The organism is Nocardia sp. CA-135398 (genome assembly GCF_050955845.1).
Lineage (GTDB): Bacteria > Actinomycetota > Actinomycetes > Mycobacteriales > Mycobacteriaceae > Nocardia.
The window spans coordinates 4,686,540-4,713,173 of the sequence record NZ_CP192084.1 but is presented as its reverse complement, the minus strand read 5'-3'; the positions used below and the strand labels follow the sequence as shown (position 1 = coordinate 4,713,173).

The following is a 26,634-nucleotide window of genomic DNA, read 5'->3' as shown; positions in this document are numbered from 1 at the left end:
CCAATGACGGACCCCGTCTGGCCGACTTGCCCACACACCTTCGCGACTCGAAAGCATCCGTCTCGGGACGACGGCCTCACTGGACACCTCTCCCTGCGGGCCGACGACACCTGTGTCCGAGTCGAGGCTGCTACGCGGGATTCGGGGGACTAGCGCACGAACGGAATGCCGCCTCCCGCCGGTCACATAGACCGACACCAGCCATTTCACAAACTAAGCGGCCGGTGGGGCCGAGCAGATCTTCTGCTTGGCCCCACCGGCCGTTCAGCGTGCGGGCAGGCTAGTCGTTCATCGGGGGCACGGCCGGGGGCACGGCGGGCTGTGCGTGCGGGGCCGGGGCGTCATCGACATCCAGCCGCCACGTCGGTACCAGAGTCATCAGCTCGACCATGTCGTCACCGTCACCGTCACCGTCGGCCTCGACTTCGGGGGCAGGGGCAGGGTTGGAATAGGTCGTGACGATAGCTCGGCACGCGCTGTCGGGGTCGATGTAGGTGACGCCGGTCAGCGGTCCCGTGGTGACCCGCACAGCGGCGGTGACGGGGTGGTATTCGGCCCCGATGCGCTCTCGGCGGTAGTAGGCGAACACCGGAAGCCACTGCGACGCGACGGGTTCGCCGGGAGTCGTGAGTTGGTGGGTGGCCTCGGCGGTGACCGCCAGCCACATTTCGAGGCTGTCGGGCGCGTGCGGGGAGGAGGCGAATACACGATGCAGAGCTGCCGCGACGACGGCAGGGACGGAGATGTCGTTCATGATTGGTAGGGCCTTTCAGAAATTTGCGATCGAGTCGGACGAGAAACGGGTGCGGTGCCCTGGTCCCCAGGGCTGCCGCTGGGGCCCGGCCCGCACAGGCGGCGGGTCACCCCTCGGCGAGGGCGAACTTCTTGGGCCCCTCGCCGGTCTGGCTGGCCGTGCCGAGGGTGGTGAGCTTGACCAGGGCGTTGTGCACAGCCCCGCTCGACCGGTCGAGGGCTTTACCGATCTGGTGCGGGGTGTACTCCTCGCCCGGGTGATCACGCAGGAAGTCCTCCACCTGTCCCCGCAACGCCCCCGGAGCCAACCGCTCCGCCGACTCGGGCTGCGCCGCTACCGCATCCGGGACCAGGGCCGGGGAATCGGGGGCCGGGACGGATTCGTCGCCCGTAGCGGCGGCTACGGGCGTTTCCGGCTGCCCCGTGTCCGGCTCGGGTTCGGCTGGCACGCTGTCTGGCTGCGCGATCGCGTCGGATTGCGAAGACACAGAGTCGGTCTCGGGTTCGGTCGGCTCAACAGTGACCGGGTCCGCCCCGTCAGCGGCGGCGGGTGCGGTCGGCTCGGCGGCATCCGGTTCGGTCGTGCCGGTGTCGGCGGCGGGAGCGGCAGTGGCGTGTTCGGCGGTGGTCCAGGTTTTCGCCGCGCGAGGGGATTCAGGGTCACGGTGGGAGCGGGCGTTCCCGGTGGTTTCCCAGGCCGACAGGATGCGCCGGGTGGTGGAACCGGCGATCCCGGCCGCACCCGCCAGCTCGTCGGCGGTGAATCCGGGATAGTTGCCCAACGCCGCCCACAGCGCTTTCTCGGTGTCGGTGCGCAGCACGGGCACACCCGCGACCGATTCGCCGCCCTGTTCGCCGCCGGGGGCGGCGGCGGACCGGGTGTCGGCCGGGGTAGGGACCGGGTCGGTGGTGCCCGGTGCCGGGCGCTTCGTGGTGGCGGTCTTCTTACGTGTGGACATGACAGGTCCCTCCATGAATTACGGGGTTTCGGTGGGTGTTTCGGTCATGTCCCGGCCGGGACGGAAAACCACGCTGGATCCGGGAAAATCCCCGGGGGTTCGGCGTCGTTCCCGTTCCTATGGACGCTCGATACCCGTGCCGATGTCAAGCGGGTCGTGCAAAAAACTTCCGCGCCCCGAATTCCTCTCGTCCATTCCCGAAAATTCAACAGCGCGAGAGGAATTCGACAATTCCGCATTATCGCAGTGAGTCGATGTGCGCGAAAGAACCGACCGAAGACGAGGCCACCACCACGCGGCGCGGTGGTGGCGATGGAGGTGAACCGGGGCGAGTCGCTGGGTGGTGCGGTGCGAGCGAATCGCTCCGGTGTGGCGGTGGTTATCGCGGCTCGCCGATGGTTGTTCATGTCTGTAGGCCGCCGGTGGCGCGGTGGTCATCCAGTGACGTAATGAGGGTGGCCTGGGCATCGAGCCGTTCGTAATTGGCTCGGCGGTCCGTGGAGGTTTCGGAGTACATCCGCGTTGCCGAAGGCGTTGCTCGCAGGACGTTCGTCCTCGCCGATCGGGCGGATTCGGTTGAGCAGCTCGTCGGGGTTTCGCGTTTGCGGGATTCGCGGCGACGGTGCGGTTGTCGGTGACGACTTTTCGTCTCCCTGGTCGTTCGTGCCAGGGGCAGGCGGTGTGTGCCCACCCGCCCCGGCGCAGTGTCATGCTGTGCGTACGGCTGCCACGGCGGCGCGGGCGATGGCGGCGGCGGTGTTGGCGGGGTTGGTGAGTTCGTGCACGGTCGCGCCGGTCAGCGGGGTGGACCATGCCTCGTCCGGGGTCAGCCACAGCACCGCGCAGCCGCTGGCGCGCAACCGATCCAACCGCTTCTGCGCGGCGGCGCGTGGCTCGTCACGGAAGCAGCCGTCGGAGATGATGACCAGCAGCCGGGTGTTCTCGCGCCGGGACAGTCCGAGCGCGCCGTCGAGGGCGTCGATGGCGGTGTCGATGGCCTCGTACAGGTCCTGCGCGGCGAAGTCGGTCACCTTCGCCGGGGCGGTGCCCGGGTAGGTGATCGGGTGCACTTTCTCGCCGAAGGTGAGTGTGGCTGTTTCGGCTGGCATCACAGTGAGTTTCGCGGCGGTGGCAATGATCCAGGCGGCCGAGGCCACATCGGCGGTGTAGTCCTCCATCGAGGCTGACACGTCGCAGGCGATCCCGATCCGCAGGGGTGGCACGGGAACGGGTTTGGCGGTGGTGCGGGTGAACGGTTGCGCGGTCGGGACCGCCCCAGCGGCGCGCTGGGCTTCCCGCGCCAGCACCCCACGCATCCGCAACCGGCCCGGGGGCAACGCGGAGGTGGTCTTGGTGACCGCCCGCTCGCGCTGGCTGGCGGTGTTCAGGGCTCGCGCCAGCACCCGCGCCGCCCCGCGTTCATCGTCGCGGGGTGCGCGTACTACGCGGCCGGTGCCGGGCCGGGTGCCGAACACGGTCTTCGCTGTCATGGCGGCGCGGTCGGTGTGGTGAGCCTCCTCCCGCGCGGCCCGGTCGGCGACGTCGGCGGGATCGGGCGGGAGTGGGTGTGCGGCAACGTTTTTCGCGACGTTCCCGAGGGCGCCGGTGACGGCTTCGCCCAGCGGGGAGCCTGGTTGCGGGGTGGTGTGGGGTTCGGGGCCGACGATCTGGGCCCAGCGCCGCCCGAGCTCGAGCATGCCGGTGGTGTTGGTGTCCGAGAGCCGGTGCGCGATGCGCCACAGCGTGCGCAATTGCCGCAGGGTGTCGCGGCCGAGCACCGTCTCGATCGCGGTGGTGGCGGGTGCGCATTCGTCGGTGTCGAGTACGCCCGCGTCGATGCGGGCCAGCATGAGCGCGGCGGCGTGGGCGGCGGCGTAGCGGGTGGGCGCGAGCCGGGCGGTGGCCAGCTCGCCGCCGGTGTCGGCGAAGACCAGCTCGCAGGTACTCGCGCGCAGCCAGTGCCGGTCGGTGGGGCGGCGGCGCAGGTGGGCGGCCTCGATGCGGGATTCCTCCAAAAGTATTGCCGCCCCCGCGATCTGCGGGTGCGCGGTCGGTGGTGGACTCCAGCGGGTGTGGGTGGCGTGGGCGCATTCGTGGGTGAGCGCGCCCCAGGTGGGGGCGTAGCGGTTGCGGTCGGCGGGCCGCCACGGGCGGGCGGTGGCAGGGTCGATCCCCAGGTTCGCGCCCTCGATCGCGATGGCGGCACGGTCGGGCACGAACATCGCGAGGTTCCCGTCGGCCGCGCCGGGGGCGATGACCACGGTGAGGTCGTCGCGGTCGGCGATTGCCGGGGTTTCGGCGGTCATCGCATCGGAGAGGGTTTCCCACCCGGTGCGGGCGGGCGGTGCGGCGGTCGGGGCGGTGGGAGTGGTGATCACGTGCGGGGCGGCGGTCATGGCCAGGGGTGTCCTATCTCCGATAGTGGTGCGGGGGTGTGGGTTTCAGAGGCGGGTGCCCAGGGACAAGGGCTCGAGGCTGGCACCGAACACGGTTTTGACGACCTCGGCGACGATGGTGCGGTCCTCCTCGGGCGCAGTACCGATGAGGTTGGCGGCGGCAGTGAGTTCGCTGGTCGCGGTGGCGATCTTCTGAAACGCCAACAGTTCCCGCAGTTGCGGTGCCCACCCGATCTCGCCCTTGGTCTGGCGGGTGGCCAGATTGCGCGCCACCCGCACCGCCAACGGATTCACCCCGAGGCTGGTGGCGAGGTCGTAATCGCTCGAGACCTGCACCTGAAACGCGAACCGCGACGCCAGCGCGTCCGACAGGATCGCCCCGTGCACACCGGGGTTGTGGCCCGCGCAGATGTAGAACCCGGGCTCGGCTTTGACGACCTCGCCACCGTTGGCTTTGATCACGATCTCGCGGCGTCCGTCCATCGCCGGGTACACGCACGAGAGCACGGTCGGGGCGATGAGGGTGGCGTCGTCGACGAACAGCACCCGGCCCTCGCGCATCGCCCTCACCAATGGCCCGTGCACGAACACGAAAGTGCCGTCGGGGGCTTGGGTGTATTCGCCCACGAAATCGGCGACGGTGGTGTCGCCATCGCCCTGCACGGTCAGCAGGTCCCCGAAGGCAGCCTCGATCAGCGAGGTCTTCCCGGTTCCGGGTGGCCCGTACAGCAGCACGGGTACCTCACCCGCGCGCATGGTGCGCAGCACATCCACATCGGTGCTGCCCGCGAGTTTGCGCGGGTGATACATCTGCCCGTTCGGACGCGCCACCGGCCCGCTCGTCGGTTTGGCAGCCCGGGGCCGCCTAGCCGGGGCGGTCCCGGCAGGGGCGGCGGGGGACGGGGCAGCGGGGGCAGCGGGCGTGGCGGGGGCAGTTGGGGCAGGCGTGACGTGGGCGGTCGCGGCTCCGGCAGTGTGGGAGTTGGCGCGGTAGCGGCGTGGCGAGGTGGCGGTGCGGTCGGCGTGACCGGCGGCGGTCAGTGCCTCGAGCGCATTGCCGACGGCACCGGAGGAGCGCGACAGGTTTTTCGCGATCTCACGGGGGGAATGTTCGCGACCCGGATTATCTGCCAGCACACCGGCGACCATGCGCCGCAATTCACCGTTACCCAAACGAGGTGAAGTCATTTTCGTCTCCTTAAAGTCGAACCCAATTCACGTACCGCTGCGCGGATCGTGGCATACGTGTGGCGGAGGCCACCAATGGGATTTCGTGAATTCCCCAGCGAATTCCGGGGCACGGCTCGACGCTAGCTCGGCTCACAGCCAGTCCACAACCCGAAAGCCAACAATTCCCGAAAATTCCCCCGCGAGACCCCATAATCGACAACGCAAGAATGGAATGAAACGCACGCAACCCGCCCAGCCACGACGACAAACCCGCAACAAAAGCAATAAAAGAAAAAGAAAAGAAGGAGGGAGCAGGAGGAGGCGCGCGGAGATAAATAACAAGGGCGAGAACGGCGCAATGCAGACGAGAGGAGACCGCCGACGGATGACGGCGACGCATGTCTATATAGCTTTGTATATAGACAATCCCGGGTAAGCCCCCGCCGGATATACGCCGCCTCACCAGCGGATATGGTGCGATAGAGTGGCGCGATTTGACCACACCACCGAAGACCACACGGAATACCACAACCGAACGCCCCCCGGATCGACCTCTTCAAGATCACGAGAAAATCCGCGCGTTATCCGATAGCCGACAAAGCCACTGGAATAAGAAATGAGCAGACACTCTAGGCGATACAAACAATTCTCTTAGGCATTCATTTCGAGGCCGCAACATATCGCCACATTTCATCATACAGGCAATTTACGATAATGCCGGTCGGTGAATTCAGATAACGGCGACAGACAATAACGTCCCGGAGAGTTGGTTGTGTTCTTCTCGCACCTAGGACGGCCGTCTCGTATTGATGGTGGACTCTATTTGGTGGTGCGGTGTAGGTGTTCGAGGAGTTGGCGTGTTCGGGGGCTCGGGGTCTGGTCGATTTCGGCGAGTTTGTGGGTGAGCAGTGAATAGGTGCGGGTGAGGGCGGCGTGTTCGCAGAGGCGGGCGTGCAGGCGCAGAATGTCTTGCCAGACGGTTTCGTTGTAGGGGTCGATCTCGATGATTGTCTCGAGCAGGCCCAGGGTGGCGCGGGGATCGTTGTCGGCGGTTCGGGCGGCCAGCCAGCCCAGCGCGTTGAGGGCTTCGCGGCGCGCGGCTTCGCGCAGTGGTTCGACCCACGTGTCGGTGAGGTCGGTGGCCAAGACAGTGGTCGCGAGACCGGCGATCCGCTCGCACGCGGCGACCTGGTCCTCCTCGCCGCCGGCGCGGCGGCGTTCGGCCACGGCCGCGGTGAACTCCCAATAGTCGACGGTGATCGCCAAGGGTGAGAGCCGGTAGTGCATGTGGTCATCGGCCAGCGGCGCGGTGACCTGGCCGCCGGTCGCGGTGGTGATACCGGTGCGCACGCGGCTCAAGGTGTTGGCCAGCGCGGCGGTGAGCTTGGCCGGAGGGTGCTCGCCCCAGAGCACATCGATCAGCTCTGTCCTACTCAGCCCGTCGGGATGCAGGGCGAGCACAGCTAGAACCTCCCGGCTGCGTGGCCGCAGCTGGCCCGTGATCTCCACACTCTCACCGCCTTCGGGTGCGCGCCACAGGATCCGGGTCGGCCCGAACAGCCGGATCGCCAGGACCGGTTCCTCGATACCTGGCGGCGAGCCGGTCGACGCCAGCGACGGCGGCTCAGGCCGGGATCTGGGATCGGGGGCGCGGACCTCGCCGCGGCGGCCATCCTCCTCGACAGCGTCGCTTACGCCGGGACGCGAGTCGGACGGCACCGGGACCGGCACGGGGCGGGGTTGTGTGTGGGCGGCAGCAGTATCCGGTTGCGAGCGCGCGGGTGTGGGCGTGGGTGTGGTGGTGGCTGGGTCGAGCCGGTACACCGTGGGCGGCGGGGCCGAGCGACGGCGAGCGACGGCGGCGGGGCGGGTCGGCGGGCGAGTGCGCCGTTGCTGGCCAATCGTGGCCGGTCGCGTCGGACGGAGCTGCTCGCGCACGGCCGCCGCGATGGTGCGGGCGGCCGGGAGCAGACGAGGACCGCGACGCGGCTGGCGAGTCCCGTGCACCAGCGCAGCGGCCGAGGCCCGCGCGGCGGGCAGGACTCCCAACACCGGTAGGGCGAGGGCGGTGGCGAAGTCGTTGTGCGGGGTCTGTCCGATGAGCAGCACTCCACGGTGACGGCACCCCTCGGTGAGCGCCAGGATGCGGCGGGCGGCGCGTGCGGGGTCGATGTAGTCGGCGCGCACGACGACCAGGCAGGCGTCGGCGGCGGCCAGGGCCGGGGCCAGAGCCGAATCCGGCTCGGGGGCACCGCAATCGGCGAACACGCTCGCCCCGAGGGCTCGCCAGCTCGCGTGCGCACCGGCCAGCAACGAGGCGGTCAACCCCGCGCGCGTCGCGTCTGGGCCTGGTGGTGCGGCCAATAGTGGCACGCCGTTGGGTAGGAACTGCACGTGCTCGAGCACTCGGTCGGCCTGCACGGGTGCGTTCGGGTCGATGGTGCGAGCCAGGCTCGCCAACCCCAGATACGGGTCACCGCCCACTAATTCGGCCAGCTGCCCGCCTGCGGGGTCGGCCTCCACCACCAGCGCAGGCTCGCGACCGGGCCAGGCTCGGGCCAGAGCCACCGCCGTGGTCGTGGCCCCGGCACGCGGCCCCAGACCCGCGACCGCGATCAGCAGCGGCGCCTGCGAGCCCGAGGCCGCCGGTGTCGCCGTCACGAGGACACGCTCGTGCCCGCCGCGACAGACAGTGTCGGATGGCGCTCAAAGTTCCGACGTAGCGGGCGGATTCGGCGGGCAGGGTTCTGTGCTGGTGTCGTTGTCATCCCTCCCCCTGGACGTTGCTGATCAGCAGTCGACCGCCCTCACCGGGGCGGGTGTTGATGACCTGGAGATAGTCCACTCGTTGGCGGTCCGGGTGCAGCTCGACTACGTGCACGTTCGCGGTCGTCTCCGAAATCGGGGTAATCGCCACGCAATGGGTGCTGCCTATCGGGATCGAGGCGATCCCAGCGGCGAGCCCCTCGGTGGTGATCCCGGACTCCGGTGCCAGCAGCCGCATCGCCGCCTCGGCGCTGCGATCGATGTAGTAGGCCGCCTCGAACGCCGCAATCACTCCGGAAACGGTCGCGGTGGTGTCTGCGGGGCGGTCGGTGACCACGGTGCCCGACAATCCGGTGCACGCCCCCTCCGCCGCCGCTGTCGCGCTCGGCGCCACCGCCGTGACACCCACCGGATCACCGTTCTCGCGTGCGTCGTCAGCCCATAGGGCCACCACGCCGATCATCACGGCCACAGTGGCCGCCAGCGCGGCCCACACACACCCCGGCACCCGATACCCGCCCCGGTTCCACAGTGGCCGTGCTATCTCTGTGTCTGCCGCGTCCCGAGTCTGCGGCAACGCCACCAGCCAGCGGCCCTGCTGCGGGGATGGTTCCGGACTCGCCTCGACCCCGGTCTCGGAATCGAGATCGGGGTCGGGGTCGGACACGAGGTACAGGGCCGGTGCCATTCGCGGCTGCTCGAGCAAGGCCCATGGGTCGGCCTCACTGGGCTTGGGCTTCTTGCGGAGGATCATTCACCTCGCCTCATTGGGAGTTGTTCTCGGAGTGGTTGATTCGCCGGGCCTGCCCGCACCCCAGGAGGGGGTGTTCGGGGTGCGGGCAGGGTTCCCCGGAGGGGTCTAGGAGCGAACCGCGTGCTCGGAGTCCGGCGTCCGGCGGCACACCGCCGGTGTTCGGCGGCCGGCGAGTGATGTCCTCGCTCAGCCTGGCCAGGACATCGCTGATGGCGGTGCTCGCGGTGTCGAGGTGGCCGGCGTCGTACTCGCGCCAGCTGACCTCGGTTCCGCGTTGCCGGTAAGCGATGAGCGTGCGGCGCCCGGCGTGCACCGGAACGATCGCGTCGCCACTGCCGTGATACAGATGCAGCGGCATCACGGGCCTGGTGTGGGCGAGGGTTTCCAACGCCAGCACACGCCGCCACCACGGATCGTTCCAGGGATCGGGGCGGCGGCACCAGTGCGCCAGCGGTTGCGGGAACCGTTGCAGCAGTTCGGTGCCGGTGAGGTGTTCGGCTTCGGCGACGGCCTGTAGTCCGTCCTCGTTCAGGATGTGGCGCAGTGGGATGTGTTCGTAGGCTCGTGAGAGTCCGATCAACGCGGCCAGCCCCACTGCCGCGCCTTCGCCTTGGCTGAACGCGGGTGCCAGCGCGGCGAGGTCGGAGGCGACGGCTCCGGCGCCGATGCCGCGCAGATCCACCTCCGGCGCGTACCAGGGGTGTAGCTCACTGGCTGCGGCGACTGCTCGCCCGCTGTCGGCGTATCCCCAGGCCAGCACCGGCGCGACCGGAGCACCGAGGTCCGCACCGCGGTAGACTGCGCGCGCGAGATCGAGCACGATCCGGGCCCCGGCGCGGGCGGCGAGGAAGGTATGCGGCCCGGCACCGGTGAGGCCGAGTCCCTCGCCGTCGGGTATCGCCACCACCCACCCCCGCCGCAAGGCCGCCTCGATCCCCGTGGTGTCGGGCTCTGCGCCGATCGCCAGCAGCTTCGAGGGCGCGCACACCCCGCCGAGTCCGCGAAATTCCGGGCAGTACACCAGGATCGCGGTGGCACCGGGGGCTGGGACCGCGTCGGGGATCAGCACGATCCCCGAAGCGGGGATGAGTTCGGAGCGGGAATTGGTGGAGATGTAGATGATCTGCCACGCTCCTGCCGCCGGAGCCAGTTGTGGCACGAACACCGGCCGCGTGCGCACCAGGTCCCCGGCGCGGTGGCCGTCGAGGGTCGGGGTGTCGTAGAAGTCGGCGGTCATGGGTGGCTCCCGGCGAGGTCGTGCGCGAGTGCGGTCATCCACGCGACCCCGCTGGCGAGTTGTCCGGCGGCGGCGTAACCGGTGTGGCGGCCGTGGATGTCGGCGTAGCGAAGCCAAACGCCCGGATTCGTCAGATCGGCGTTGTCGGTGACCAGCTGCCCCCACGCGTCCGAGAGCTGGGCGGCCAGCTTCGGTAACTGCCCGACCGGGTCCACGGCTACGACAGCGATGATCTGCGCCCACCGGGCCGTCGCGGCGGCCGTATCTTCCGGGGACGGTGGTGGGGTGCGGGGGTCGGCGGCGGCGGTGAGCCGCTGGGCCAGACTGGCCTCGGGCACATAGTCGACGACGCCGGGGCCGAGGCGGAAGTCGTGGTTCACCACGGTAGTCCAGGCGTCACCGAGCACGCCGGACAACAGTCCCTGGATCGAGGTGAGCGCTGCTAGGGGATCACGCAGGTCGGCTTGGGCGGCGATCTCGGCGGCCATCCGCAACAGGGCGGCGTGATCGGGTGCCGCGCAACTCAAGTCGCCCTCGACGCAGATATCGGCCACCCGGCCGGTCAGCGCGCCGTAGCTGACGCCGTCGCCAGTGGCGATCCCGCTGCCGGACGCGGGTGCGGTGGTGATCGCCACCTCCGACACCGTCGTCCCCGCTGTGCCGGGGGCCGGGTCGGGGGTGAGTTGGCCGGGGCGGCCGGGGATCACAGGCGATCCGGAGGCGCGATCGGGATCGGAGTAGAGCGCGATACCCGCGATCTTCTCGGGTCCCACCGGTCCCTCGCCCGCGCCGACAGCTCGCGCGAATTCCGACACCACCTGCGCGCCTTGGGAATACCCCACCGCGGCCAGCGCGGTGTCCGGGCACGCGGCGGCGATCCGCTCCGCGGTGGCCTCGAGCGCGGCCATGCCCTCGCGCACCGAGTCCGCGTAGGCGTCGGGGCCGCCGCCGGTGCCCACCGCACCCCCGAACCCGGCCGGATAGGCAATGTAGCTGCGCTGCACCAGATCCGGGACAGCGGCCACCACCGGGCCGAGCAACGCTCCCAGCATGCCGGTATCAGCGATCGGGGACGCGTCCGGAGAAGACTCCCCCGTGCCCTGCACCCCGAGCACCCACAGCACAGGGCAATCCGGCCCGGTCGCAACCGGCTGCGCCGACCCCGGCCCCGGCGCGCACAACACGCAGGCGCATGCCGTCAGCACGGCAGTGGTGAGGATACGGATCCCGGTCACAGTTGCCCCACCCCCACACCGGCACCGAACCCCGCGCCCACCGTGCCAGCGGCGACCGCGCCGACCACGGCGGCGGGAACCCCGGCCACGATCGCTCCCACGGCCGCGCCTACCGCCGCACCTAACGCGGTACCGGCCACACCGGAGGTGATCGTGCCGATCACCGGCACCGCCACCACCGTGCCCAGTGCGGCACCGGCGATTCCGCCGATGGTGCCGCCGACGAGACCGCCCACGACCGCGCCGAGGGCCGCGACCGGTGCTCCGGCAACGACCGCGCCACCAGCACCGCCCACCGCCGCCCCACCCAGCGTGGCTCCGCTGACCCGATCGGAGCGTCCGGCGGGAATACCGACCGAATCCAGGGCGGTCGCGACCTGTGCCTCAGCGCCTGCCGCGGTGTCGTTGATGGCGTCGGCGCACTCTGGGGGTAGCCAGTCTGGGCGCGGTGCTTCCCACTGCCCGATTCGAATTGTGTTCTCCGGCGGCTCGATCGGGGCTACCGGTGCGACCGGTTCGGGCAAATGCAAATCCTCGATCGCGATCGGCTCCACAGGTAGGTCCACCGACGGTGCCGGACGTAACCCGGATCCGTTGCGGATCTCGGGGGGCTGGGAGTAGTACACCGGCGGGGGCGGTACGGGTTCCGGCGGCGGAGCCGGGGTGGAGGTGCCGGGCTGCGCGGGGCTGGTGACACCGGGCTGATCCGTGATCGCCGCGGGTGCACCGGTCGCGCTCGCGGTCGCCGCCGACAGCAACAGCACGATAGGCACCGCACCAGCGACAACCGACCTGCCACCGCGAGACAGATTGGCGTGCACACTGTTTCGGTGCACATCGCCGATCACACAGCGCTGGACCAGACGTGAACGGGGAGATTTCCGTGATTTGGACATGCCGAATAAACCCTTCATCCGTCAGGGCGATAAATGAGAAAGAATGGTGAATACGCGGGAGCGGGATGCGCGTCCTCGGCGGCCTCCCAGAAGCGAAAGTGCTTCTGGGAGGCGGCTTCTCAGGTGCTCACGTCACACGAACATGAAGATGATCGACAGCGCCTGCCACACCACGTTCAAGGCGTTGGATGCCACGATCAGGCCGTCGTTCAGGATCTGCAGAGGATCCACATTGGTTCCTTTCACTTGGTTGGATTTGCAATTCCATCCAAACGTCGAAAACTGCTGCAGCACCAGGGTTTCGATGCACCTACATTGCGTTAACGCCGTCGAAGACAAACTGCGAAACCGCCAAAGTGCAGGAGATTTGCCACCCACTTCACGCAGTCAGCGTGAAGCACAGAAACTTCGAAGACTTACGTCAAATACGCTGTTCGGTGCGTCATCCTCCCCTGTCGACGCAGCGAGCCTCTCTTTGCGAGCTTCGGTTTGAAGGACCTTGCCGCGAGACACCGCCCCGTGGCTAATCCTCCTCCGCCGCAAAGCTTTTAGCGTGACTGACCGCTGACCGCGCTCTCGCGATCGGGTTGGGGCGCCGTGTAGTGTGGCCAGCAGTCGGCGAAATGGGCGGGAGCGATTCGTGCGAGTCCACCACTTGGATGGCGGAGGAATGCGCCCCTTTGGGGGCCGTCTGATCGACGGTCGACCGGGGGTGTTTCGTCGGGCCGAGGTCGCGTGCCACTGCTTGTTGATCGAGCATCCCGCGGGATTGGTCTTGGTGGATACCGGCTATGGGGAACAGGCAACCGTCCAGCCCGAACTCTGGGTTGGTCAGAAGGTCATCCGACGCACTAACCCTGTTTTCGACCAGGTGATCGCCCGGCAAGTCGAAGCACTCGGATTCTCACGCGCCGATGTTCGCGACATCATCACCACACATCTGGACCTGGATCACGCGGGCGGACTAGCAGATTTCCCGGACGCGCATGTGCATGTCTACCAGGACGAACTCGATGCCATGACCGGCCCGCACGGACCCAAGGAACGATTCAGATATCGGCCTGTGCAGATCGCCCACGGCCCCAAATGGATCACCTACAGCGAGTCAGACAGTAGTGACGACCAGTGGTTCGGCTTCACAGCGGTACGCGAGCTACAGGGCCTGTCCCCGGAGATCTTGATGGTTCCGCTGGCCGGACATACCCGGGGGCACGTCGGAGTCGCCGTTGACACCGGGAACGGTTGGCTGCTGCATGCCGGGGATGCGTACTCCTATCACGGCCAGATGGCGGCCCGACCGCGAATGCCGTTGGGAGCACGCATCTTCGAGCAGTCGGTGGACACGCAGCGCCCGAAACGAGCAGAAAACCAGCGCCGATTGCGCGAACTCGTGCACAATCACCGCGGCACCGTGACGGTGTTTTCGTCGCACTGCGCTACCGAGTTCCAGCAGTTACGTGACGGAAGGCCGACAGCTCCCGACAGCGCCGACTAGGGCTTTGACTGCACTGGCCGAAAGCGCCGCACCCGGGCACCCGGTTGCCGGAAGTCCTTGTACGCACTCGATTTCGGGACACAACAGTGTGCTGTTGACCAAGCCCGCTCGTATCGGCTGGTCCCGCTGTTGTCAGTTGTCACCGGACCTCGACCGTAGCCAGCGGACCATCGACTGGCGTCAGGTGGTAGGTCCACCACGGCCGGAACGGCACCTCGCTGACATCGATCGAGACCCACATCGGCTGCTCTTCGCCGGTGTCGATGTCGGTGATCACCGAGTACTCCAGGCTGCTGTCCATCGACGCCCAGCTCTGCGGGAAATCAGTGCTCCAAAGCTCATTCCATTCCGGCGCATGGCGGCACGCATCGACGACGGCGTCGACTTCGTGCTGTGCTACCAGACCGGGTGACATCAGTTTCAGCGCCTGTGTCATCAAGTGCACCTCGAGGCCCCAGCCGTCCAGTACTTTTCGCGCTGCGGGCTCGTTCACCAACCACTCGATGATGTTTCGACCAGGAACCAACCCCGGAAAGGCCCTCAGGTACTTACTGTTCGCCGCCCGTACCTTGAACAATGGCACTTCGTAGTAGCATGCAGGGCCTGGGTAGGCTTCCAGAATCCGCAGGTCACGGGTCCCGATGGGATGATCGGTGCCAACGTGGGAAGGGATGAGGCTTGTACGCGTCAGAGCGAGGACCATCCGCCCCCACCACATCGGCAGTGCGAGCGCCCCGACGATCGCCTCGAATGACTCGATGCTCAATGTGCGTGTGCCGTTCTCGGCCTTCTTGATCTGATCCGCGCTCAGACCCACCAACCTGCCAAGATCCTCGGGTCTTTCCAGCCCGACCTCGATCCGACGCATCCTCAACCATTGGCCGACGGCCTTGGTGATCTCTTCCAATGCTCGCCTCTCCCCTCCCCGGATCGCCGGGACACACTGTCCCCGAGTCGATCTTGACGATAACCGGCCAGTATATCGAGACTTTGTGCATACGCATCGTTGCGAACCCCAGGGCCACAAACGATGTCATCGATCACCAGCAGTCGAAAGAAGTGCCAATGAATGTCGCGCAACACCCCCGCAACGCACGAACCTGCGACATCTCTACCCACCGGCACCAGCAGACAAGGAGTAACTTGGCGTGAACCGCAATAGCCGCTCACACAGCGACCGCAGACGCAGACCTCAAGCCCGCATCCCAACCCTGCCCGACACACTACGGCTGAACCGAGACCACCTGCGTCTGTCACGAGTCGCGGCCTACAAACGCCACGGCGTCGCCCCCTCCTACCTGCGTCAACTCGAAGTCGGGGAGCGAGTCCCCAGCCCCGAGACCCTCGATAAGCTCATCACCGGCTACGGCCTCAGCCACGGACAGGCACGCCACATCCGCGAACTCCGTTACCCAGCAGAAGATCTCACCCCAACCGACAAGCTCCGCCAGTCCGTACACGAGAACGTCGCGCTAAGGAACCACATCCAAGACCTCGAGGGACGGGGAGTGCTCGCGGCCTATGTGGACCCCATGTGGAACGTACTACTAGCCACCACGGAATTCCGTGCGGGTATGCCTGGACTCGAAGAGTCCGAATGCATTCCGATATGGCTATTCAGCCCGATCGCCAAAACGGTCGTCATCGACTGGGAACGCGAAGCAGCCCACTCGGTAGCCACCATCAAAGCCGTACTCGGCCGATATCGCGACTCTGAACAAGCCCACCACCTGCTACGAAAGCTACGCCCCAACAACGCCTTTCATGACCTCTGGCTATCGAGCTGCAACGTCGCCTACGGCCGCGCCGCCAGCGACCCAGTCCACTGGATCCACCCCTCCTCCGGCGAACCGACCTCCTACAGCCTCACAGTCGCCGATGTCACCCAGCCCCAACATATCCAGCTCATCACTGCTCTACGCAAACCGTACAGCGGACCACGGCCGCGCTAACGCTGCCAAAGCGGCCCCAAGCCCGGGACGGTTCAGGGAGTTCAAACGATGAATCATCCAGTAGCGCAATCGTGCCCGGCGCGGTGCCACGAACACAGTAACCTGGAGGAGCCTGACGAGGGAACGAGCCACCGCGGCCAAGACATTCAAGTCGGCCTAGAACAGCATGGTCCGGTATCGGTGTTCGTGGAGCGCTACGACCACCACGCCGGTAACAGCGAGTACTTGGTGTTTCTGTATCCGAAGGAGGGGCTGGTGCAGCTATCGCTGGACGAAGCCCCCGAGCTGAACAGTGCATTGGCCGCGCGGATTGCCCAGGCGGACAACGACCGTCGCAGCTGACAGGTCAGGGCGGCACGCCGAAGCCCAGCAGTGAGAGCACACCTTCGGCGCCGCAAGCGTTTCGCTGCCGGTCAAAACCTCGCGACATACGCAGGATCAACCGACGACAATGCTGGACATGACTGACACCACCGGGCACGTCGAATGGTCACCGGCCGATTCGCCCTCGGCAATCGCCGTGTCGGAGGCGTCCTGGTGGTTCTACAGTGTGCGCCTCACTATCCAGCGCCTCAGCGACAACGACGACCCTCGTGTTCCGTTCAGCTCGCGCCAGATCGACGCGCGACACCTCGTCTTCGACCTTCGCCAGCTCCTTGCTGCCGAGGAGCTGCTGCAGCGGGCAGTGCGGGAGTCTGTTGCCGCTCAAGAGGTTTCAGCAGCACTGTCCCGCGCGAGGCAGCAGTTTGAGGATGCGCTGCCCGGCATCAAGCACATGCGCGACGCTCTGATGCACTTCGAGGACTGGTCGCGTGGAACAGGCCGTGGCCCGCAACGTGACCGCAACAAAGCAGGTGAGGAACTTCGCGACATCGCTCAGGCGTATTGGCGCTTCGCCTACGACCCGATTGCTGGCACTGTCTCTCTTGGCCCGTACGCCATCAATCTTGCTGCGGCAGCTCGGGCTGCCAGCGAACTGCGCCATGCGATCTTCTGGGCTGGCGGTGAGGTCGAGAAGCCCGAGGCCCTTTCTGCCGGGCACGACCGTCTACCGGGGTAGTGCCCCAAATAGGCGGCGAATACCCCCCCATTTGCCCAGGTATGCCCCGTAAAACGGCGTGGCCAGCCGGTTTGCCCTAGCCCTGCCCAGCGGGCGGCGGTACCGTGGCAGCCAGGGGCCGGGTACCGGGGGAACAGCGCCAAGGAGTTACGCCATGAACGACGTACCACCGAACGACGTCGGCCGTCGACTGCGAGAGATCCGGGCCTGGCGTGGTCAGAGCCTCGAAGTCGTCGCCGGGCTTGCTGGCATCAGCTTCGGCTACCTTGCCCGCCTGGAACGCGGCGAACAAGCCCTGACCAATCGGGCGACGCTTGAAGCGTTGGCACGGGCTTTGAAGGTGGCACCGTCCGAGTTCAACGCCTACCCTTGGCATACCGCAGCGCTGGAATCAAACGAACAAGGCCACGCCAGGCTCATCGCCATTGAAAATGCCCTCGACGTCTACGAATTCGGCGAAGATCCGGAAGTCGAGACAAGAGAGTGGCCGCTCGTCGCAGCCGATATCAAGCGCCTTGAGCATGTGCTCCAAGCCGCCGACTACGTCGCTCAAGGTGAGCTGGTTCCTGGGCTGCTGGGTGAGCTGCACGCGACGTACGTTCGTCACGCCGAACTTCGCCGCGAAGTTCTTCTCGGCATGATCGTTTGCTACAGCTCGGCAATGTGGACAACTAAGAGGCTCGGTGGCCGCGGGCTGCCGCTGCTCGCCGCCAAAGCAGCCCAGCAGTGTGCTGACCTGCTGGAATCCCCTGCGTGGCAGGGGTTCACGATGTGGCTTCGCGGTGATGCGGCGGGCGGTGTGTCACGGCCCGAGCAATACCGCCGCGCAATAAAGATGGCGGATCAGCTGACGGGGTACCTCGACGACCCAGAGGTCATCCAGGCTTACGGCATGCTGCATCTGTCAGCGGCGCTCGCTGCCGCAGTCCAAACTGATCGCGCCACTGCGGACACCCACCTCGATGAAGCCGCCGCCGTCGCTGAGCGCATGGATGACGAAGTCGGCACCTTTGGTCGGATGTGGTTTGGCCGCGCCAACGTTGGTATCTGGAAGGCCAGTATCGGACTGGAATTTGGCGACGGCGCACGAGTGGCCGAACAAGCCCGAAACGTCCACGTCGACGCCATCCCAAGCAAGAGCCGCCAAGCCGAGTTCTATATGGAAGTCGGTCGATCGCTCATGACCGACTCGAAACACCGTGACAACGGTGTGGCGGTGCTGCTGCGTGCTGAAGACCTTGCGCCCCAACGTGTTCACGCTGACGTCTTCGTCCGGGAAGCCGTTGCCGATCACCTGCGCGCGGCTCGACGTGACGCGGGCGGACGTAACCTGCGCGGGCTGGCCTGGCGACTGGGGATCGCCCCGGAACTGGCCCCAAACGCTTGACCGAACTCGGGGAAAATGGTTGAGGGTCACTAACTTTCGCACCTTTAGGGGTTTGTCCTTTTAGGACAAACCCTTTTTTGGTGTCGCTTTACGGTCGGTTTCGGTACCCGGCACCGGGCCGACGCCGTTATCCCCTCAGGCGGCGCATTGGCCCCTGCGAGCCGGGGCCGGTGGCGAAAGCCCCCGGTGCCGGGCACCGCTTCACCTTTGCCGACCGTTCTTCAACCGGAAAGAAGCGATGCCCGATGCCCACGAACTCCCTTGCCATGTACCAACTCATTGCTTTGTGCGACGCTGCCGCGCATGCCGCACCGATGGTGCCGTTCACCCCCGCCCAAGCCCACGAAGTCGCCCAGATCCATATCGCCTGCCGAGCAAAGACCTGCCCGCGTAAGAGTGCGGCGATCGACACGCTCGTCGAAGCTGGCCGGATGGTGTTGTCCACAACTAAGCCTCGGTGACCGGCGATGACCATCAGCCGCACCAGCGGCACACCGGACGATCGCTCATCAGCTGCAACTGTTGATGCTTCAGATGATTCGAATGAGAGCCCGAAATGGGTATCAGATGACTTGCCATCCAGCGAGTTGTTGCTGGCGTCCTTCGCTGGGATACGACAGCTGCGCGAAGGCGACATCGTGGACGCGGCGGTCGACCTGGTGGTCCGCCAGCGACAACACCGACAGGCGCTGCAGGCCCTGGCCGAGGAGCGGACTAGCGCTCGCATCCTGAAACAGGCTGCCGCCGAACTGGTTTCAGCCCGTAAGGACGTCGAGGTCCTGACCGCCGTCATCAACGATGCAGTCGGCCACCGCCAACGACAACGGGCAATAGCACCGTCGTCGGCATCCCCAGCAGTCCCGCTCACCGGCGTTCCCGAGGGCACGCCGGTCATGTTCGTGCAGACCGAAAGCATTGGGGCGATGGTCGCCCGGATGGCCGATCTCTGGATACAGGTGCTCGCCGCAGTAGCGACCGATGAGGAGCCGCCCGAGTCAACCCAGTTGGCGCAGCTGTGCCAAGGCTACGACTGCCTTGGGGCTGCGATCGAATCCGGCCAGCATCTGGTACTCGGACGGTGATCGACAATGACATCCATTCGGCCCGTCCGAGCGCCGCACCCGCCGCGCCGCATCCGGCACATCCACATCGAATCCGGCGCGTTGAAGATGGATTTCGCTGCCTCAGCCGAACAAGCCGCCAGCGTCGCCGACGAACTGGCCCACGGCTTTCCGGAGTTCACCGTCACGGTCGATGACGACGTCGATGCGGATCTCCCGCCGCTTCCATGCGCCCAGCTCTGGGACTGACCCGAGGCCATAGTCCGCGCGCTCGTTGGTTCGACCGCTTCGTTACCAAGACCGAAGGAATCCAACCACCATGCCGTCCGATCGTCCTGAGTGTGTCGTGTATGGGCTCACTCCAGACAAGCCGCTCGCCTTCACGGTTCCACCCATCGAAGCCGAACCTGACCAGCCCTTGCCAAATGCCGGATCCTTCCTTCGGGTCTTTTCGGGTGCGGAAGAACCAACAACGGTCATGCTGCGCTGCGCCCAGCAGTTCATCGGCATCCAGCGCCTGCTCTACGACCATGGCCGGGAGGCGCCTGATGTTATCCACGAGCAGTTGTCTGTTCTGACGTTCCTCATCAACCGCGAAGCCGAAGGGCATACGAAGGAGATCGCCGTCGCGGCCGGCGCCCCGACGAATCCGACGTCGTATGGCGAGATGGTCTTTTGGTTGTCGTGGAAGTACCTACTCTATGGCCTGCAGCAACACGACCCTGAACACAGTGACCGTGATGCGGCGGCATTACTCGAGCACTGCCAGGCATTCGACCAGTTGGTCGAGGACGTCAGGGCTGGCGGAGTTCGGCTGCCGGACCAGGCGACTGACGTGCTGCCGCCGAAGACAATACGACCCGACGGCACCGAATTTGTTCACGGGCAAGCCCATACCTCGGCCGCGAATAGCGGCGGGGCCGCCGATGTCGGCCACACAGCACCATGACGATGCCGGATCCGCCGCAGCGCAAGGAATTCGTCCCGGCGGACGGGAAGTTGGCCGAGCGCTGGTGCCACGCCCATCTGATGGAGCTGACGGTCGTGCGGGCGCGTGAGCTGCAACGCATCCACGGAAAGCACCGGCCGGATGACTGCTTCGTGCATCTTCAGGTGGCGATGTTCCTGCTAGAAGCGAACGACATCTGAACTTCGCCCTGCCGCCATCCCGCTTGTCCACCGCCTTCGCAGCGCGCGTTCTGCCTGTGTGATGTGCCCCCCTTTCACTTGCCGTGCTTTCCTTCACCTTGGAGCCGATTCATCCGTGCCAGCTACATCTCAACGCCTCAGCCGCACCGAACAACGACAGCGGACGCATGAGCGCCTGCTCGCCGCCGCGACCGTTTTGTTCCTCGAAAATGGCTACACCGCAACATCTGTCGAACAGATCGTCGAAGTCGCCGGGTATACCCGAGGCGCGGTGCAAGGCCAGTTCGGAACCAAGGCCGAACTGGCGGACGCGGTCCTGGACAGGCTGTGTAGTCGCGCCATCGCCCAGGCGAGCATGCAGTTGGTACGACAGATGCGCTCAGCCGAGGAGATCGCCGTCGGCGAATGGATGATCGAGCTGGTTACTGGGTGGTGCGAAACGGCAGTCATCGAGCGCCGGGGATGGATACGGCTGGAGCTCGAAGTGATGGCCGAAAGATGGCACGACGGCGATGCGGATATCCGGAGAGATGCACGTCTGGCACTCGTCCGAGCCGCCGTCCATGACCACTTGGCCACTGCGGGTACCGGCACGGGCATCGACCTGGCGGTCGATGCCGACACGATCGTGATGGGGTTGCTATCGGTGGTCTACGGATTGGTCATCCAGAACGAAGAACGAGCGGCAGTGACCGCCAGTGTCCGACCATTGGTGCGGCACCTGCTGCGGCGAAATAGCCCAGTCCACAGCCGAATCGGGCAAGGCTAAAGGCGCGGTGCCGCTGGTGTTGGTTGCCAATTCCGTGGATCTCGGGTCGGTGATCTTTTCGGCTGTGCTGGCATTCAGGCTGGGCTACTGGTGCAGACGACGGAGCTTCAGGGGCGGCATGCGGTAGGGAATGTGTCGAGGCAGGACGATCCGCGGGAATCAGTCGACGAGATGGTAGCGGACGCTGTCGACGATGCGCCTGAGGAGCCGAAGGCTCGATCGGGGTGGCGGGCACAGTGGTCGTGGTATGGCGACATGGATGATGACACTGAAGTGCTGCCGGTGCTGAAGTCTCGGACGTCCCGGATTCGACGGATGGCACCGCCGGACGATCCCGGGGTGTGACCACCCTCCAACGAGAGTTCTCGCCTCGCTGGTCATGGTCCTAACCAGTTCATGGATGGCCTGGCGGTGGTGGCGCTTCGGGGCCACTCGCTGCCTCCGACTGGAACTTGTGGCTGCGAACCGGTCGAAGCGGGCGGCAGTCGCGCAGTGTCTGGATTACGTCCGTCGTGTCGCCCTTCTTGTCTCCGGGCAGCTCCGCATAGACAGCCAGGCGGTGGAACTGCTCGAAGTACCTGCGGGTCTGTTTCTCGTTCTGTTCGTACTCAAAGCAATTCAGCCGCTGGAAGCTCACGGTGTCGGACAGATCGCCGTCAGTGTAGACCAGATAGGTGAAGCCGTGATCGAGCTGCGCGGGCCCGATTGCTTCCTCCCGAACCACCTGCAGGGAGATGGCGTGAAGTCGGCTCAATTCGATGAGGTGATCGAGCTGGCGGCGCCAGACGTCGTCTCCGCCGATTCGGGCGCGCATAGCGGCTGCTTCGACGAGGAACCACGCTCGCGGCCAAGTTGACTGCACCAGTCGCTCTTTGCGGCGCTGGTGAAGTGCCACTAACTGTTCAAGCTCTGCAAACGGGCGATCCGGGTAGGCCATTCGAAGAGCGGCGCGGCTGTACTCCTCGGTCTGAAGCAGCTCAGGAATCAGGCGCTGCTCGTAGCAGAGGATTCGCCAGGCGACCGGTTCCAGGCTGAGCAGCCTATCGAGCCCCTCAGGCAGCCACGTACTTGTAAGTTCCCACCAGCCGGGGAGATTGGCCTGGTGTGCCAACTCGCGCAGCGTCGACCGAACTTGGTCATCTGTCAGCTGGTAGTACGTGAAGAGCTTGGTCAGATCGTCCTGCTTCGTCGGGACCTTGCCCAACTCGATCCGGGACAGCTTGAAACGCGAGATCCCGGTTGCCTGTGCAGCCGTGTTGATTTCGAGACCGCGGTGTTCGCGTAGTCGGCGTAGCTGACCGCCCAAGATCAGTCGCGGGGCGAGGGGCCGCCCCGGATGTGCGACATGACCAGCAGTGCTGGCCGAATACTCCGGCTGGTTGCCGTCGGGCTCGTGCAGTGTTGGCACACAACGAGTGTGGCACGAGGCAAGACCAATACGCATGCGCCGAGTCGGGATTCAAGCGCAAATGTACTTGCATCTGTACTTACATTCGGGGACGGGCAATAATGTCGACGTGACTCCACCTGCGCCGCAGTGCATTCGGATGGTCGCCCGCGGCCGAGCGGAGGGCAGCGGCAAGATCACGCTAAGGCAACGGCACCTCGGCGCCGGGCCGGACGTCGAGCGTGGAGGCGCAACGCGACAGAAATGAACAAGAGCGGATCAGCTTGACGAGCCTAGGGTTTCGCGCCCGCGGTCGGATAACCAGGACATAACCAACGCCGAGAACGGAAGCCGGTTGCCGTCACCGGCTCGGTCCCCGCAGGGCCGTTTGGTTGATGTCCGCAAGTCGGCATAGACGGAGGGCGAACTAGAGGTCTAGCCTTCCCTTGGCCATCTCCGTTCGAGGGGTTCGCCCAGCTCCGAAAGTCGGAGTTCTGGACGCGCGCCCAGAACGGAGGGGCTCGTGGGGAACCACGAGAAGAAGGATCGGAAACACCGGAAGACCCCGAGCGACTGGACTGTAGTGAAGTCTGCGATCTCAGTCGTCGGGGCCGTCATCTGGGTAATCCGGGAGGTGCTCGACAAATAGTCGTCACCACGGGCGGGTCGTCGTTCGAGGACGGCCCGCTTTCCCTTTACCTTTCTTACCTTCCCGCAGCAAAACAAACCTGAAGTTTGTTACGACGCGGTGACCTGAGCGTACTCGCTTATCCCGGGGTTTGTAATCCCCTGCCCGACACGGCCCCTCGGTTGCTCAAGATGCGCTCGGGTTGCTGCCATGCACGTGCACGGCCAGCATAGTCGCAGGCCAGCTGCTCCGTAACCGAAAGGTAGATGGCGATTCAGCAAACAAAAGCTGTCGGCGATTCGTTATTGAACAGCAATCTTCCTAGCTGGATACCGACCGTCATGAGAGCGGAATCACTGCGCCTATGGCCACCCGTGTGCAGCCGCATGCCGCCGAAACCTGCTGCAGCAGTTTAGATTTGCTTGACATTGCACCTCTGCCGACTTCGTCACAGCTGTTCACGAGGAACCGTCTGGAGACATACCCCATGGTGGGCCGCACCACCGAGGCAGCGGCCGTTAAGGCGTACCGCGGTTGATCCGCCAGCTTTCCTGCCGCCGGATCGCAAGTCGAAGTCGCCACTTCCCAATGGCTTTGGGGCCTGACGACCGACTGGCAAGGCTATGACCCTTTGGTATCGCTGAACAGCAGTGTCGGCTCGGTGAGGATGTTCCGGCCAGTTTCGCTCTTATAGATTTCATCGACGCTGCCGAAGCGTGCCTCGGCGTAGTCGAGGCCAAGTTGGTCCGCTGCGTGGCGCACCGCTGCTTCGTCCGGTCCCTCGATCTCCAAGAAAGTTGGCAGGTCCGGCCAGGTATCGAGGTCGAACACCACGTCGCCCAGCTGCCATTCTTCGCGGTAGTTCTCCTGATAGCGGAGCTCTTGCAGGCCAAGCTTGGTCAGGATTTCGGCCATGGCGTGTAGGTCACCGATGGTCGTTTCGATCTCGGTGGTGCCGTCGATTGTGCTGGCATCGGTGACTTGCTTGAGGGTGAGTGTCGAGCGTGAGCCCTCGTTCCGAAGCCGCACCCACGCGCCGTGGGCGAGTGCATCGTTTTCGAATATCTTGCGGGTCAATAGTGTTTGCGGGAACGACTGGGTAGCGGCGAGGGCGGCGAGCTTGGTTCGCACGGCGTCGACGTCGATGGCCAGGAACTTGGCTTCGTACTCATGCTTCATCGAGGCTGGATCCGCCTTTCGTGTGGTTGTCCGGGTGCTTCGTCGCGAAGAGAACGCCCATTCGGTGAGTGTGGTCGCGGGGCTGGCCGACATGGGCCCGTTCGAGGAACGGGTCGGTCTGCAACGTGAGTAGCACGTTCCATGTGTTAGGCGCGAAGTGGCCTGCGAGTCGATCTGGCGTGGTGTAGTGCTCCACCGAATGATGCCGCTCCTCCACCGCCATCATGAACTCCGCGCCGAACAACCCTCCCGGCCGAACGAGTTGCTGCATGCGGTTGACGAATTCGCTGAGGGGGCGCCGTTGGTTGGCGCTGTAGTGCCAGGAGCAGCTGGTCCACACGGCCTCGGCTTGTAGGGCGGTCGGATCGGCGTCGAGAAGGTCCGCGGCTTCGATACGAACACGGTGGCGCAGGTTGGCCTCTTGCAGACGCTCGACCAAGCCGGGGGCGTAGGCGAACCCGGCGACCGGCAGAAGCACTTCACCGCCATAGAGCGCCTGCGGGTCTTTTTCGATGGCGATGACGTCGTATCCGGACTGAGCGAGCGGCAGTACGAATTTGCCGTCGCTGGCACCGACCACCGCGATCGTGGCATCTGGTCGGCAGCATTCGGCGAGGACGCGCAGGAATTGAGGAAAGAAGGTCAGCGTGTCTTCCCAAAGACTAATTGTGGGCACGGTCCACCTCGAACGCGTTGAGGGACAGGATCTCTCGGACTACCTCGTCCGGTGTCTGGGCGGTGGTGTCGATCTGGTGTAGCGGGAACTGGCGGTAGGCCGCCAGGAGCTGGTCGATGCGCTCCTCAGCCAGGACGTCCCATTGGGTCATGGGCTTGTCCCGCTCGGCAAGGCGCCGCAGTCGTTCGTGCGGCTCGCAGAGCAGTTGGTAGGTAACGGGCTGCGGCAGATCCGCTGGCAAGACGACTTCGAGTTGGGCGCCGAAGACTCGGTGGGTGGTCAGGCAGCGGGCGAAGTAGCTTTCGACGACGACGGGGATTCCGGCGTCGAGGTAGCGGCGAATCTGATCGGTTGCGGTGAACAGCGCCGAGAGGAACAGGCACATACGCGCGTTGGTATTGTCACCCTGGTCCAGCTCCCGTCGCAGTGGTTGGAACTGCGGCGGAACGGTGGATACCAGCACCGCTTGGCGGGCGGCAGCCAACAGCGGTGCGACGGTCGTTTTCCCGGTGCCGGGCAGACCCTCGACGCTCTCGAACAGGTGGTTAGGCATGGCCGTACACCACGTCCGGAATGGCCAGTGTTAGTTCGTCGTTCGCCGATGGGCGGTATTCGATCTGGTCGGCGTCCTTGTCGTACCAGAAGGCATGCGAATCCTTGCCGACTGCTTTGCACGACATAGTGAGTGCACCCCGCGGGTCTGATTCGATCCGATCGATGTCGCCCCGCACCTGCGGCACCGCGCACACAGGCGCGCCGTCTTCGGACAGATCCTCGTCCAGAACCACCTCGATGCCCAGCTGGGCGTCCCGCACCTGCAGGCGCAGTCGCGCATAATCTGCGGGGTCGGTCACCAGCATGTCCGGATGCAGCACCGCGTTACCGACCGGCCGCAGCTGATGCAGTTTGAGCTGCGTCACTCCGAGTGATTCGAGAATGCCGGCCAGCTCCACCACCTCGCCGATGTTGTACCGGTTCACCGTTAACGTGGCACCGGTCGGTACGCCGAGATCCTTCGCCAGTTCCAGGGATTCCAATGCGGCCACGTAACTTCCGGCGCGACGGATGTGATCGTTGGTGGTACCGACGCCTTCCAGGGAGATGCGCAGCAGATCGACGCAGGGGGCGATCGCGCGCAGCGTCCGGCCAACGCGGTAGCCGTTGCTGCAGATCTCGACGTCAAGCCCGAGGGTGTGCTTGGCGTAGCGGACGACTTGCGGCAGATCCTTGTGGGCGAACGGTTCGCCGCCGAGCAAGGTCACCACCTCGGTGCCGTACTGGTGCTGCATCAATCGCATCAGGTTGCATGCCTGTTCGGCAGTAAAGGCGTCGGCGTGCTGTAGCCGCTCGCCGTGGAAGCAGTGTTTGCAGGCGAAATTGCAGCGGTAGAGCAGCTGCAGGTAAAGCATCTTGATCTTGTGAATACCTGTGGTTTCCCGGATCACGTTGGCCCCCTGGGGTTTTAGACGAGGAAGATCATCGTGGCTGTTGACCGTGGGACCGCGTAACCGCGTATGGGACGCCGTGCGGGACGTCCTGGAACGTTTTGAGGCGCCGGGATGGTGTGCTTGCTCGGCGCACCGCAGTTGGGTTCTATTGAAGGCGTGAATGTCCGGCTTCAGTCCGTGCTCCACCAGCGGGGGATCGTGCCCGAGTCGTTGGCTGTTGTCTGCCAGGTCGACCCGAAGACGGTGAGCCGCTGGCTCGGTGGCCGCGTACCGCATC

General features: G+C 65.6%; 26 protein-coding genes. 11 read left to right on the top strand and 15 right to left on the bottom strand.

All coding sequences use genetic code 11. The features are described from left to right. Positions 1-280: 280 nt before the first annotated feature. From ACQP1T_RS20740 to ACQP1T_RS20700, 9 genes are all read right to left on the bottom strand, one after another. A complete protein-coding gene (locus ACQP1T_RS20740) occupies positions 281-754 on the bottom strand; it encodes a hypothetical protein (protein ID WP_433754706.1) in 474 nt (157 codons plus the stop codon). Positions 755-860: 106 nt separating this feature from the next. After that, positions 861-1,712 carry a hypothetical protein gene (locus ACQP1T_RS20735; RefSeq protein WP_433754705.1) on the bottom strand — a complete coding sequence of 284 codons (852 nt, stop codon included), beginning with the start codon at positions 1,710-1,712 and terminating at the stop codon, positions 861-863. Positions 1,713-2,419: 707 nt separating this feature from the next. Beyond that, positions 2,420-4,108 (bottom strand): VWA domain-containing protein, encoded by a 1,689-nt coding sequence (locus ACQP1T_RS20730; RefSeq protein WP_433754704.1) that lies wholly within the window; start codon positions 4,106-4,108, stop codon positions 2,420-2,422. A 45-nt stretch (positions 4,109-4,153) separates the two neighbouring features. After that, the gene (locus ACQP1T_RS20725; RefSeq protein ID WP_433754703.1) at positions 4,154-5,296 is read right to left on the bottom strand and encodes an AAA family ATPase; all 1,143 of its coding nucleotides are present in this window, start codon (positions 5,294-5,296) and stop codon (positions 4,154-4,156) included. Between the two features lie 801 nt (positions 5,297-6,097). Next, positions 6,098-7,939 carry a BTAD domain-containing putative transcriptional regulator gene (locus ACQP1T_RS20720; protein ID WP_433754702.1) on the bottom strand — a complete coding sequence of 614 codons (1,842 nt, stop codon included), beginning with the start codon at positions 7,937-7,939 and terminating at the stop codon, positions 6,098-6,100. A 103-nt stretch (positions 7,940-8,042) separates the two neighbouring features. After that, the gene (locus tag ACQP1T_RS20715) at positions 8,043-8,798 is read right to left on the bottom strand and encodes a hypothetical protein (protein WP_433754701.1); all 756 of its coding nucleotides are present in this window, start codon (positions 8,796-8,798) and stop codon (positions 8,043-8,045) included. Between the two features lie 10 nt (positions 8,799-8,808). Further along, positions 8,809-10,035: a lipase family protein gene (locus ACQP1T_RS20710; protein ID WP_433754700.1), complete on the bottom strand. Its 1,227-nt coding sequence runs from the start codon at positions 10,033-10,035 to the stop codon at positions 8,809-8,811. Further along, the gene (locus ACQP1T_RS20705; RefSeq protein ID WP_433754699.1) at positions 10,032-11,270 is read right to left on the bottom strand and encodes a cutinase family protein; all 1,239 of its coding nucleotides are present in this window, start codon (positions 11,268-11,270) and stop codon (positions 10,032-10,034) included. The genes ACQP1T_RS20710 and ACQP1T_RS20705 overlap by 4 nt, the downstream gene beginning before the upstream one ends. Continuing rightward, a complete protein-coding gene (locus ACQP1T_RS20700) occupies positions 11,267-12,034 on the bottom strand; it encodes a hypothetical protein (RefSeq protein ID WP_433754698.1) in 768 nt (255 codons plus the stop codon). The genes ACQP1T_RS20705 and ACQP1T_RS20700 overlap by 4 nt, the downstream gene beginning before the upstream one ends. A gap of 802 nt (positions 12,035-12,836) precedes the next feature. Here ACQP1T_RS20700 and ACQP1T_RS20695 point away from each other — a divergent pair. Beyond that, positions 12,837-13,661 carry an MBL fold metallo-hydrolase gene (locus ACQP1T_RS20695; protein WP_433754697.1) on the top strand — a complete coding sequence of 275 codons (825 nt, stop codon included), beginning with the start codon at positions 12,837-12,839 and terminating at the stop codon, positions 13,659-13,661. A 139-nt stretch (positions 13,662-13,800) separates the two neighbouring features. Here ACQP1T_RS20695 and ACQP1T_RS20690 read toward each other — a convergent pair whose 3' ends face one another. Next, positions 13,801-14,568, bottom strand: coding sequence for a helix-turn-helix domain-containing protein (locus ACQP1T_RS20690; protein WP_433754696.1), 768 nt, complete (start codon positions 14,566-14,568; stop codon positions 13,801-13,803). A gap of 241 nt (positions 14,569-14,809) precedes the next feature. Between ACQP1T_RS20690 and ACQP1T_RS20685 the strand changes: the two genes are divergently transcribed. The 10 genes from ACQP1T_RS20685 to ACQP1T_RS20640 all read left to right on the top strand — a co-directional run bounded on the left by ACQP1T_RS20685 (position 14,810) and on the right by ACQP1T_RS20640 (position 21,039). Next, positions 14,810-15,613 (top strand): helix-turn-helix domain-containing protein, encoded by an 804-nt coding sequence (locus ACQP1T_RS20685; protein WP_433754695.1) that lies wholly within the window; start codon positions 14,810-14,812, stop codon positions 15,611-15,613. A gap of 48 nt (positions 15,614-15,661) precedes the next feature. After that, entirely contained in the window at positions 15,662-15,955 is a 294-nt protein-coding gene (locus ACQP1T_RS20680) for a hypothetical protein (protein WP_433754694.1), read from the top strand. A 118-nt stretch (positions 15,956-16,073) separates the two neighbouring features. Further along, the gene (locus tag ACQP1T_RS20675) at positions 16,074-16,673 is read left to right on the top strand and encodes a hypothetical protein (protein ID WP_433754693.1); all 600 of its coding nucleotides are present in this window, start codon (positions 16,074-16,076) and stop codon (positions 16,671-16,673) included. 154 nt (positions 16,674-16,827) lie between these two features. Further along, positions 16,828-18,060 (top strand): helix-turn-helix domain-containing protein, encoded by a 1,233-nt coding sequence (locus ACQP1T_RS20670; protein ID WP_433754692.1) that lies wholly within the window; start codon positions 16,828-16,830, stop codon positions 18,058-18,060. Positions 18,061-18,305: 245 nt separating this feature from the next. Next, a complete protein-coding gene (locus ACQP1T_RS20665; protein ID WP_433754691.1) occupies positions 18,306-18,521 on the top strand; it encodes a hypothetical protein in 216 nt (71 codons plus the stop codon). 6 nt (positions 18,522-18,527) lie between these two features. Continuing rightward, positions 18,528-19,142 (top strand): hypothetical protein, encoded by a 615-nt coding sequence (locus ACQP1T_RS20660; RefSeq protein ID WP_433754690.1) that lies wholly within the window; start codon positions 18,528-18,530, stop codon positions 19,140-19,142. A gap of 6 nt (positions 19,143-19,148) precedes the next feature. Further along, positions 19,149-19,370 carry a hypothetical protein gene (locus ACQP1T_RS20655; protein ID WP_433754689.1) on the top strand — a complete coding sequence of 74 codons (222 nt, stop codon included), beginning with the start codon at positions 19,149-19,151 and terminating at the stop codon, positions 19,368-19,370. 70 nt (positions 19,371-19,440) lie between these two features. Beyond that, positions 19,441-20,070 carry a hypothetical protein gene (locus ACQP1T_RS20650; protein WP_433754688.1) on the top strand — a complete coding sequence of 210 codons (630 nt, stop codon included), beginning with the start codon at positions 19,441-19,443 and terminating at the stop codon, positions 20,068-20,070. Positions 20,071-20,072: 2 nt separating this feature from the next. Continuing rightward, positions 20,073-20,270: a hypothetical protein gene (locus ACQP1T_RS20645; RefSeq protein WP_433754687.1), complete on the top strand. Its 198-nt coding sequence runs from the start codon at positions 20,073-20,075 to the stop codon at positions 20,268-20,270. Positions 20,271-20,385: 115 nt separating this feature from the next. Beyond that, positions 20,386-21,039 (top strand): TetR/AcrR family transcriptional regulator, encoded by a 654-nt coding sequence (locus ACQP1T_RS20640; protein WP_433754686.1) that lies wholly within the window; start codon positions 20,386-20,388, stop codon positions 21,037-21,039. 394 nt (positions 21,040-21,433) lie between these two features. Here ACQP1T_RS20640 and ACQP1T_RS20635 read toward each other — a convergent pair whose 3' ends face one another. The 5 genes from ACQP1T_RS20635 to ACQP1T_RS20615 all read right to left on the bottom strand — a co-directional run bounded on the left by ACQP1T_RS20635 (position 21,434) and on the right by ACQP1T_RS20615 (position 26,633). Further along, complete coding sequence (locus tag ACQP1T_RS20635; RefSeq protein ID WP_433754685.1) at positions 21,434-22,447, bottom strand: helix-turn-helix domain-containing protein; 1,014 nt, start codon at positions 22,445-22,447, stop codon at positions 21,434-21,436. A 1,228-nt stretch (positions 22,448-23,675) separates the two neighbouring features. After that, positions 23,676-24,233 carry a class IV adenylate cyclase gene (locus ACQP1T_RS20630; RefSeq protein ID WP_433754684.1) on the bottom strand — a complete coding sequence of 186 codons (558 nt, stop codon included), beginning with the start codon at positions 24,231-24,233 and terminating at the stop codon, positions 23,676-23,678. Beyond that, positions 24,223-24,813 (bottom strand): class I SAM-dependent methyltransferase, encoded by a 591-nt coding sequence (locus ACQP1T_RS20625; protein WP_433754683.1) that lies wholly within the window; start codon positions 24,811-24,813, stop codon positions 24,223-24,225. Before ACQP1T_RS20625 ends, ACQP1T_RS20630 begins: the two co-directional genes overlap by 11 nt. 82 nt (positions 24,814-24,895) lie before the next feature. Then, positions 24,896-25,462: an AAA family ATPase gene (locus tag ACQP1T_RS20620; protein ID WP_433754682.1), complete on the bottom strand. Its 567-nt coding sequence runs from the start codon at positions 25,460-25,462 to the stop codon at positions 24,896-24,898. Beyond that, positions 25,455-26,633, bottom strand: coding sequence for a radical SAM protein (locus ACQP1T_RS20615; protein WP_433754681.1), 1,179 nt, complete (start codon positions 26,631-26,633; stop codon positions 25,455-25,457). The genes ACQP1T_RS20620 and ACQP1T_RS20615 overlap by 8 nt, the downstream gene beginning before the upstream one ends. Position 26,634: the final 1 nt, after the last annotated feature.

Excerpts from the sequence above, each read along its gene's own strand:
- ACQP1T_RS20725 (WP_433754703.1), bottom strand. The coding sequence starts at position 5,296 with ATGACTTCACCTCGTTTGGGTAACGGTGAATTGCGGCGCATGGTCGCC.
- ACQP1T_RS20675 (WP_433754693.1), top strand. The coding sequence starts at position 16,074 with ATGACTGACACCACCGGGCACGTCGAATGGTCACCGGCCGATTCGCCC.
- ACQP1T_RS20645 (WP_433754687.1), top strand. The coding sequence starts at position 20,073 with ATGCCGGATCCGCCGCAGCGCAAGGAATTCGTCCCGGCGGACGGGAAG.
- ACQP1T_RS20630 (WP_433754684.1), bottom strand. The coding sequence starts at position 24,233 with ATGAAGCATGAGTACGAAGCCAAGTTCCTGGCCATCGACGTCGACGCC.
- ACQP1T_RS20740 (WP_433754706.1), bottom strand. The coding sequence starts at position 754 with ATGAACGACATCTCCGTCCCTGCCGTCGTCGCGGCAGCTCTGCATCGT.
- ACQP1T_RS20710 (WP_433754700.1), bottom strand. The coding sequence starts at position 10,035 with ATGACCGCCGACTTCTACGACACCCCGACCCTCGACGGCCACCGCGCC.
- ACQP1T_RS20735 (WP_433754705.1), bottom strand. The coding sequence starts at position 1,712 with ATGTCCACACGTAAGAAGACCGCCACCACGAAGCGCCCGGCACCGGGC.
- ACQP1T_RS20680 (WP_433754694.1), top strand. The coding sequence starts at position 15,662 with ATGAATCATCCAGTAGCGCAATCGTGCCCGGCGCGGTGCCACGAACAC.
- ACQP1T_RS20650 (WP_433754688.1), top strand. The coding sequence starts at position 19,441 with ATGCCGTCCGATCGTCCTGAGTGTGTCGTGTATGGGCTCACTCCAGAC.
- ACQP1T_RS20655 (WP_433754689.1), top strand. The coding sequence starts at position 19,149 with ATGACATCCATTCGGCCCGTCCGAGCGCCGCACCCGCCGCGCCGCATC.
- ACQP1T_RS20615 (WP_433754681.1), bottom strand. The coding sequence starts at position 26,633 with ATGCGGTACGCGGCCACCGAGCCAGCGGCTCACCGTCTTCGGGTCGAC.
- ACQP1T_RS20715 (WP_433754701.1), bottom strand. The coding sequence starts at position 8,798 with ATGATCCTCCGCAAGAAGCCCAAGCCCAGTGAGGCCGACCCATGGGCC.
- ACQP1T_RS20695 (WP_433754697.1), top strand. The coding sequence starts at position 12,837 with ATGCGCCCCTTTGGGGGCCGTCTGATCGACGGTCGACCGGGGGTGTTT.
- ACQP1T_RS20660 (WP_433754690.1), top strand. The coding sequence starts at position 18,528 with ATGACCATCAGCCGCACCAGCGGCACACCGGACGATCGCTCATCAGCT.
- ACQP1T_RS20665 (WP_433754691.1), top strand. The coding sequence starts at position 18,306 with ATGCCCACGAACTCCCTTGCCATGTACCAACTCATTGCTTTGTGCGAC.
- ACQP1T_RS20730 (WP_433754704.1), bottom strand. The coding sequence starts at position 4,108 with ATGACCGCCGCCCCGCACGTGATCACCACTCCCACCGCCCCGACCGCC.
- ACQP1T_RS20620 (WP_433754682.1), bottom strand. The coding sequence starts at position 25,462 with ATGCCTAACCACCTGTTCGAGAGCGTCGAGGGTCTGCCCGGCACCGGG.
- ACQP1T_RS20670 (WP_433754692.1), top strand. The coding sequence starts at position 16,828 with ATGAACGACGTACCACCGAACGACGTCGGCCGTCGACTGCGAGAGATC.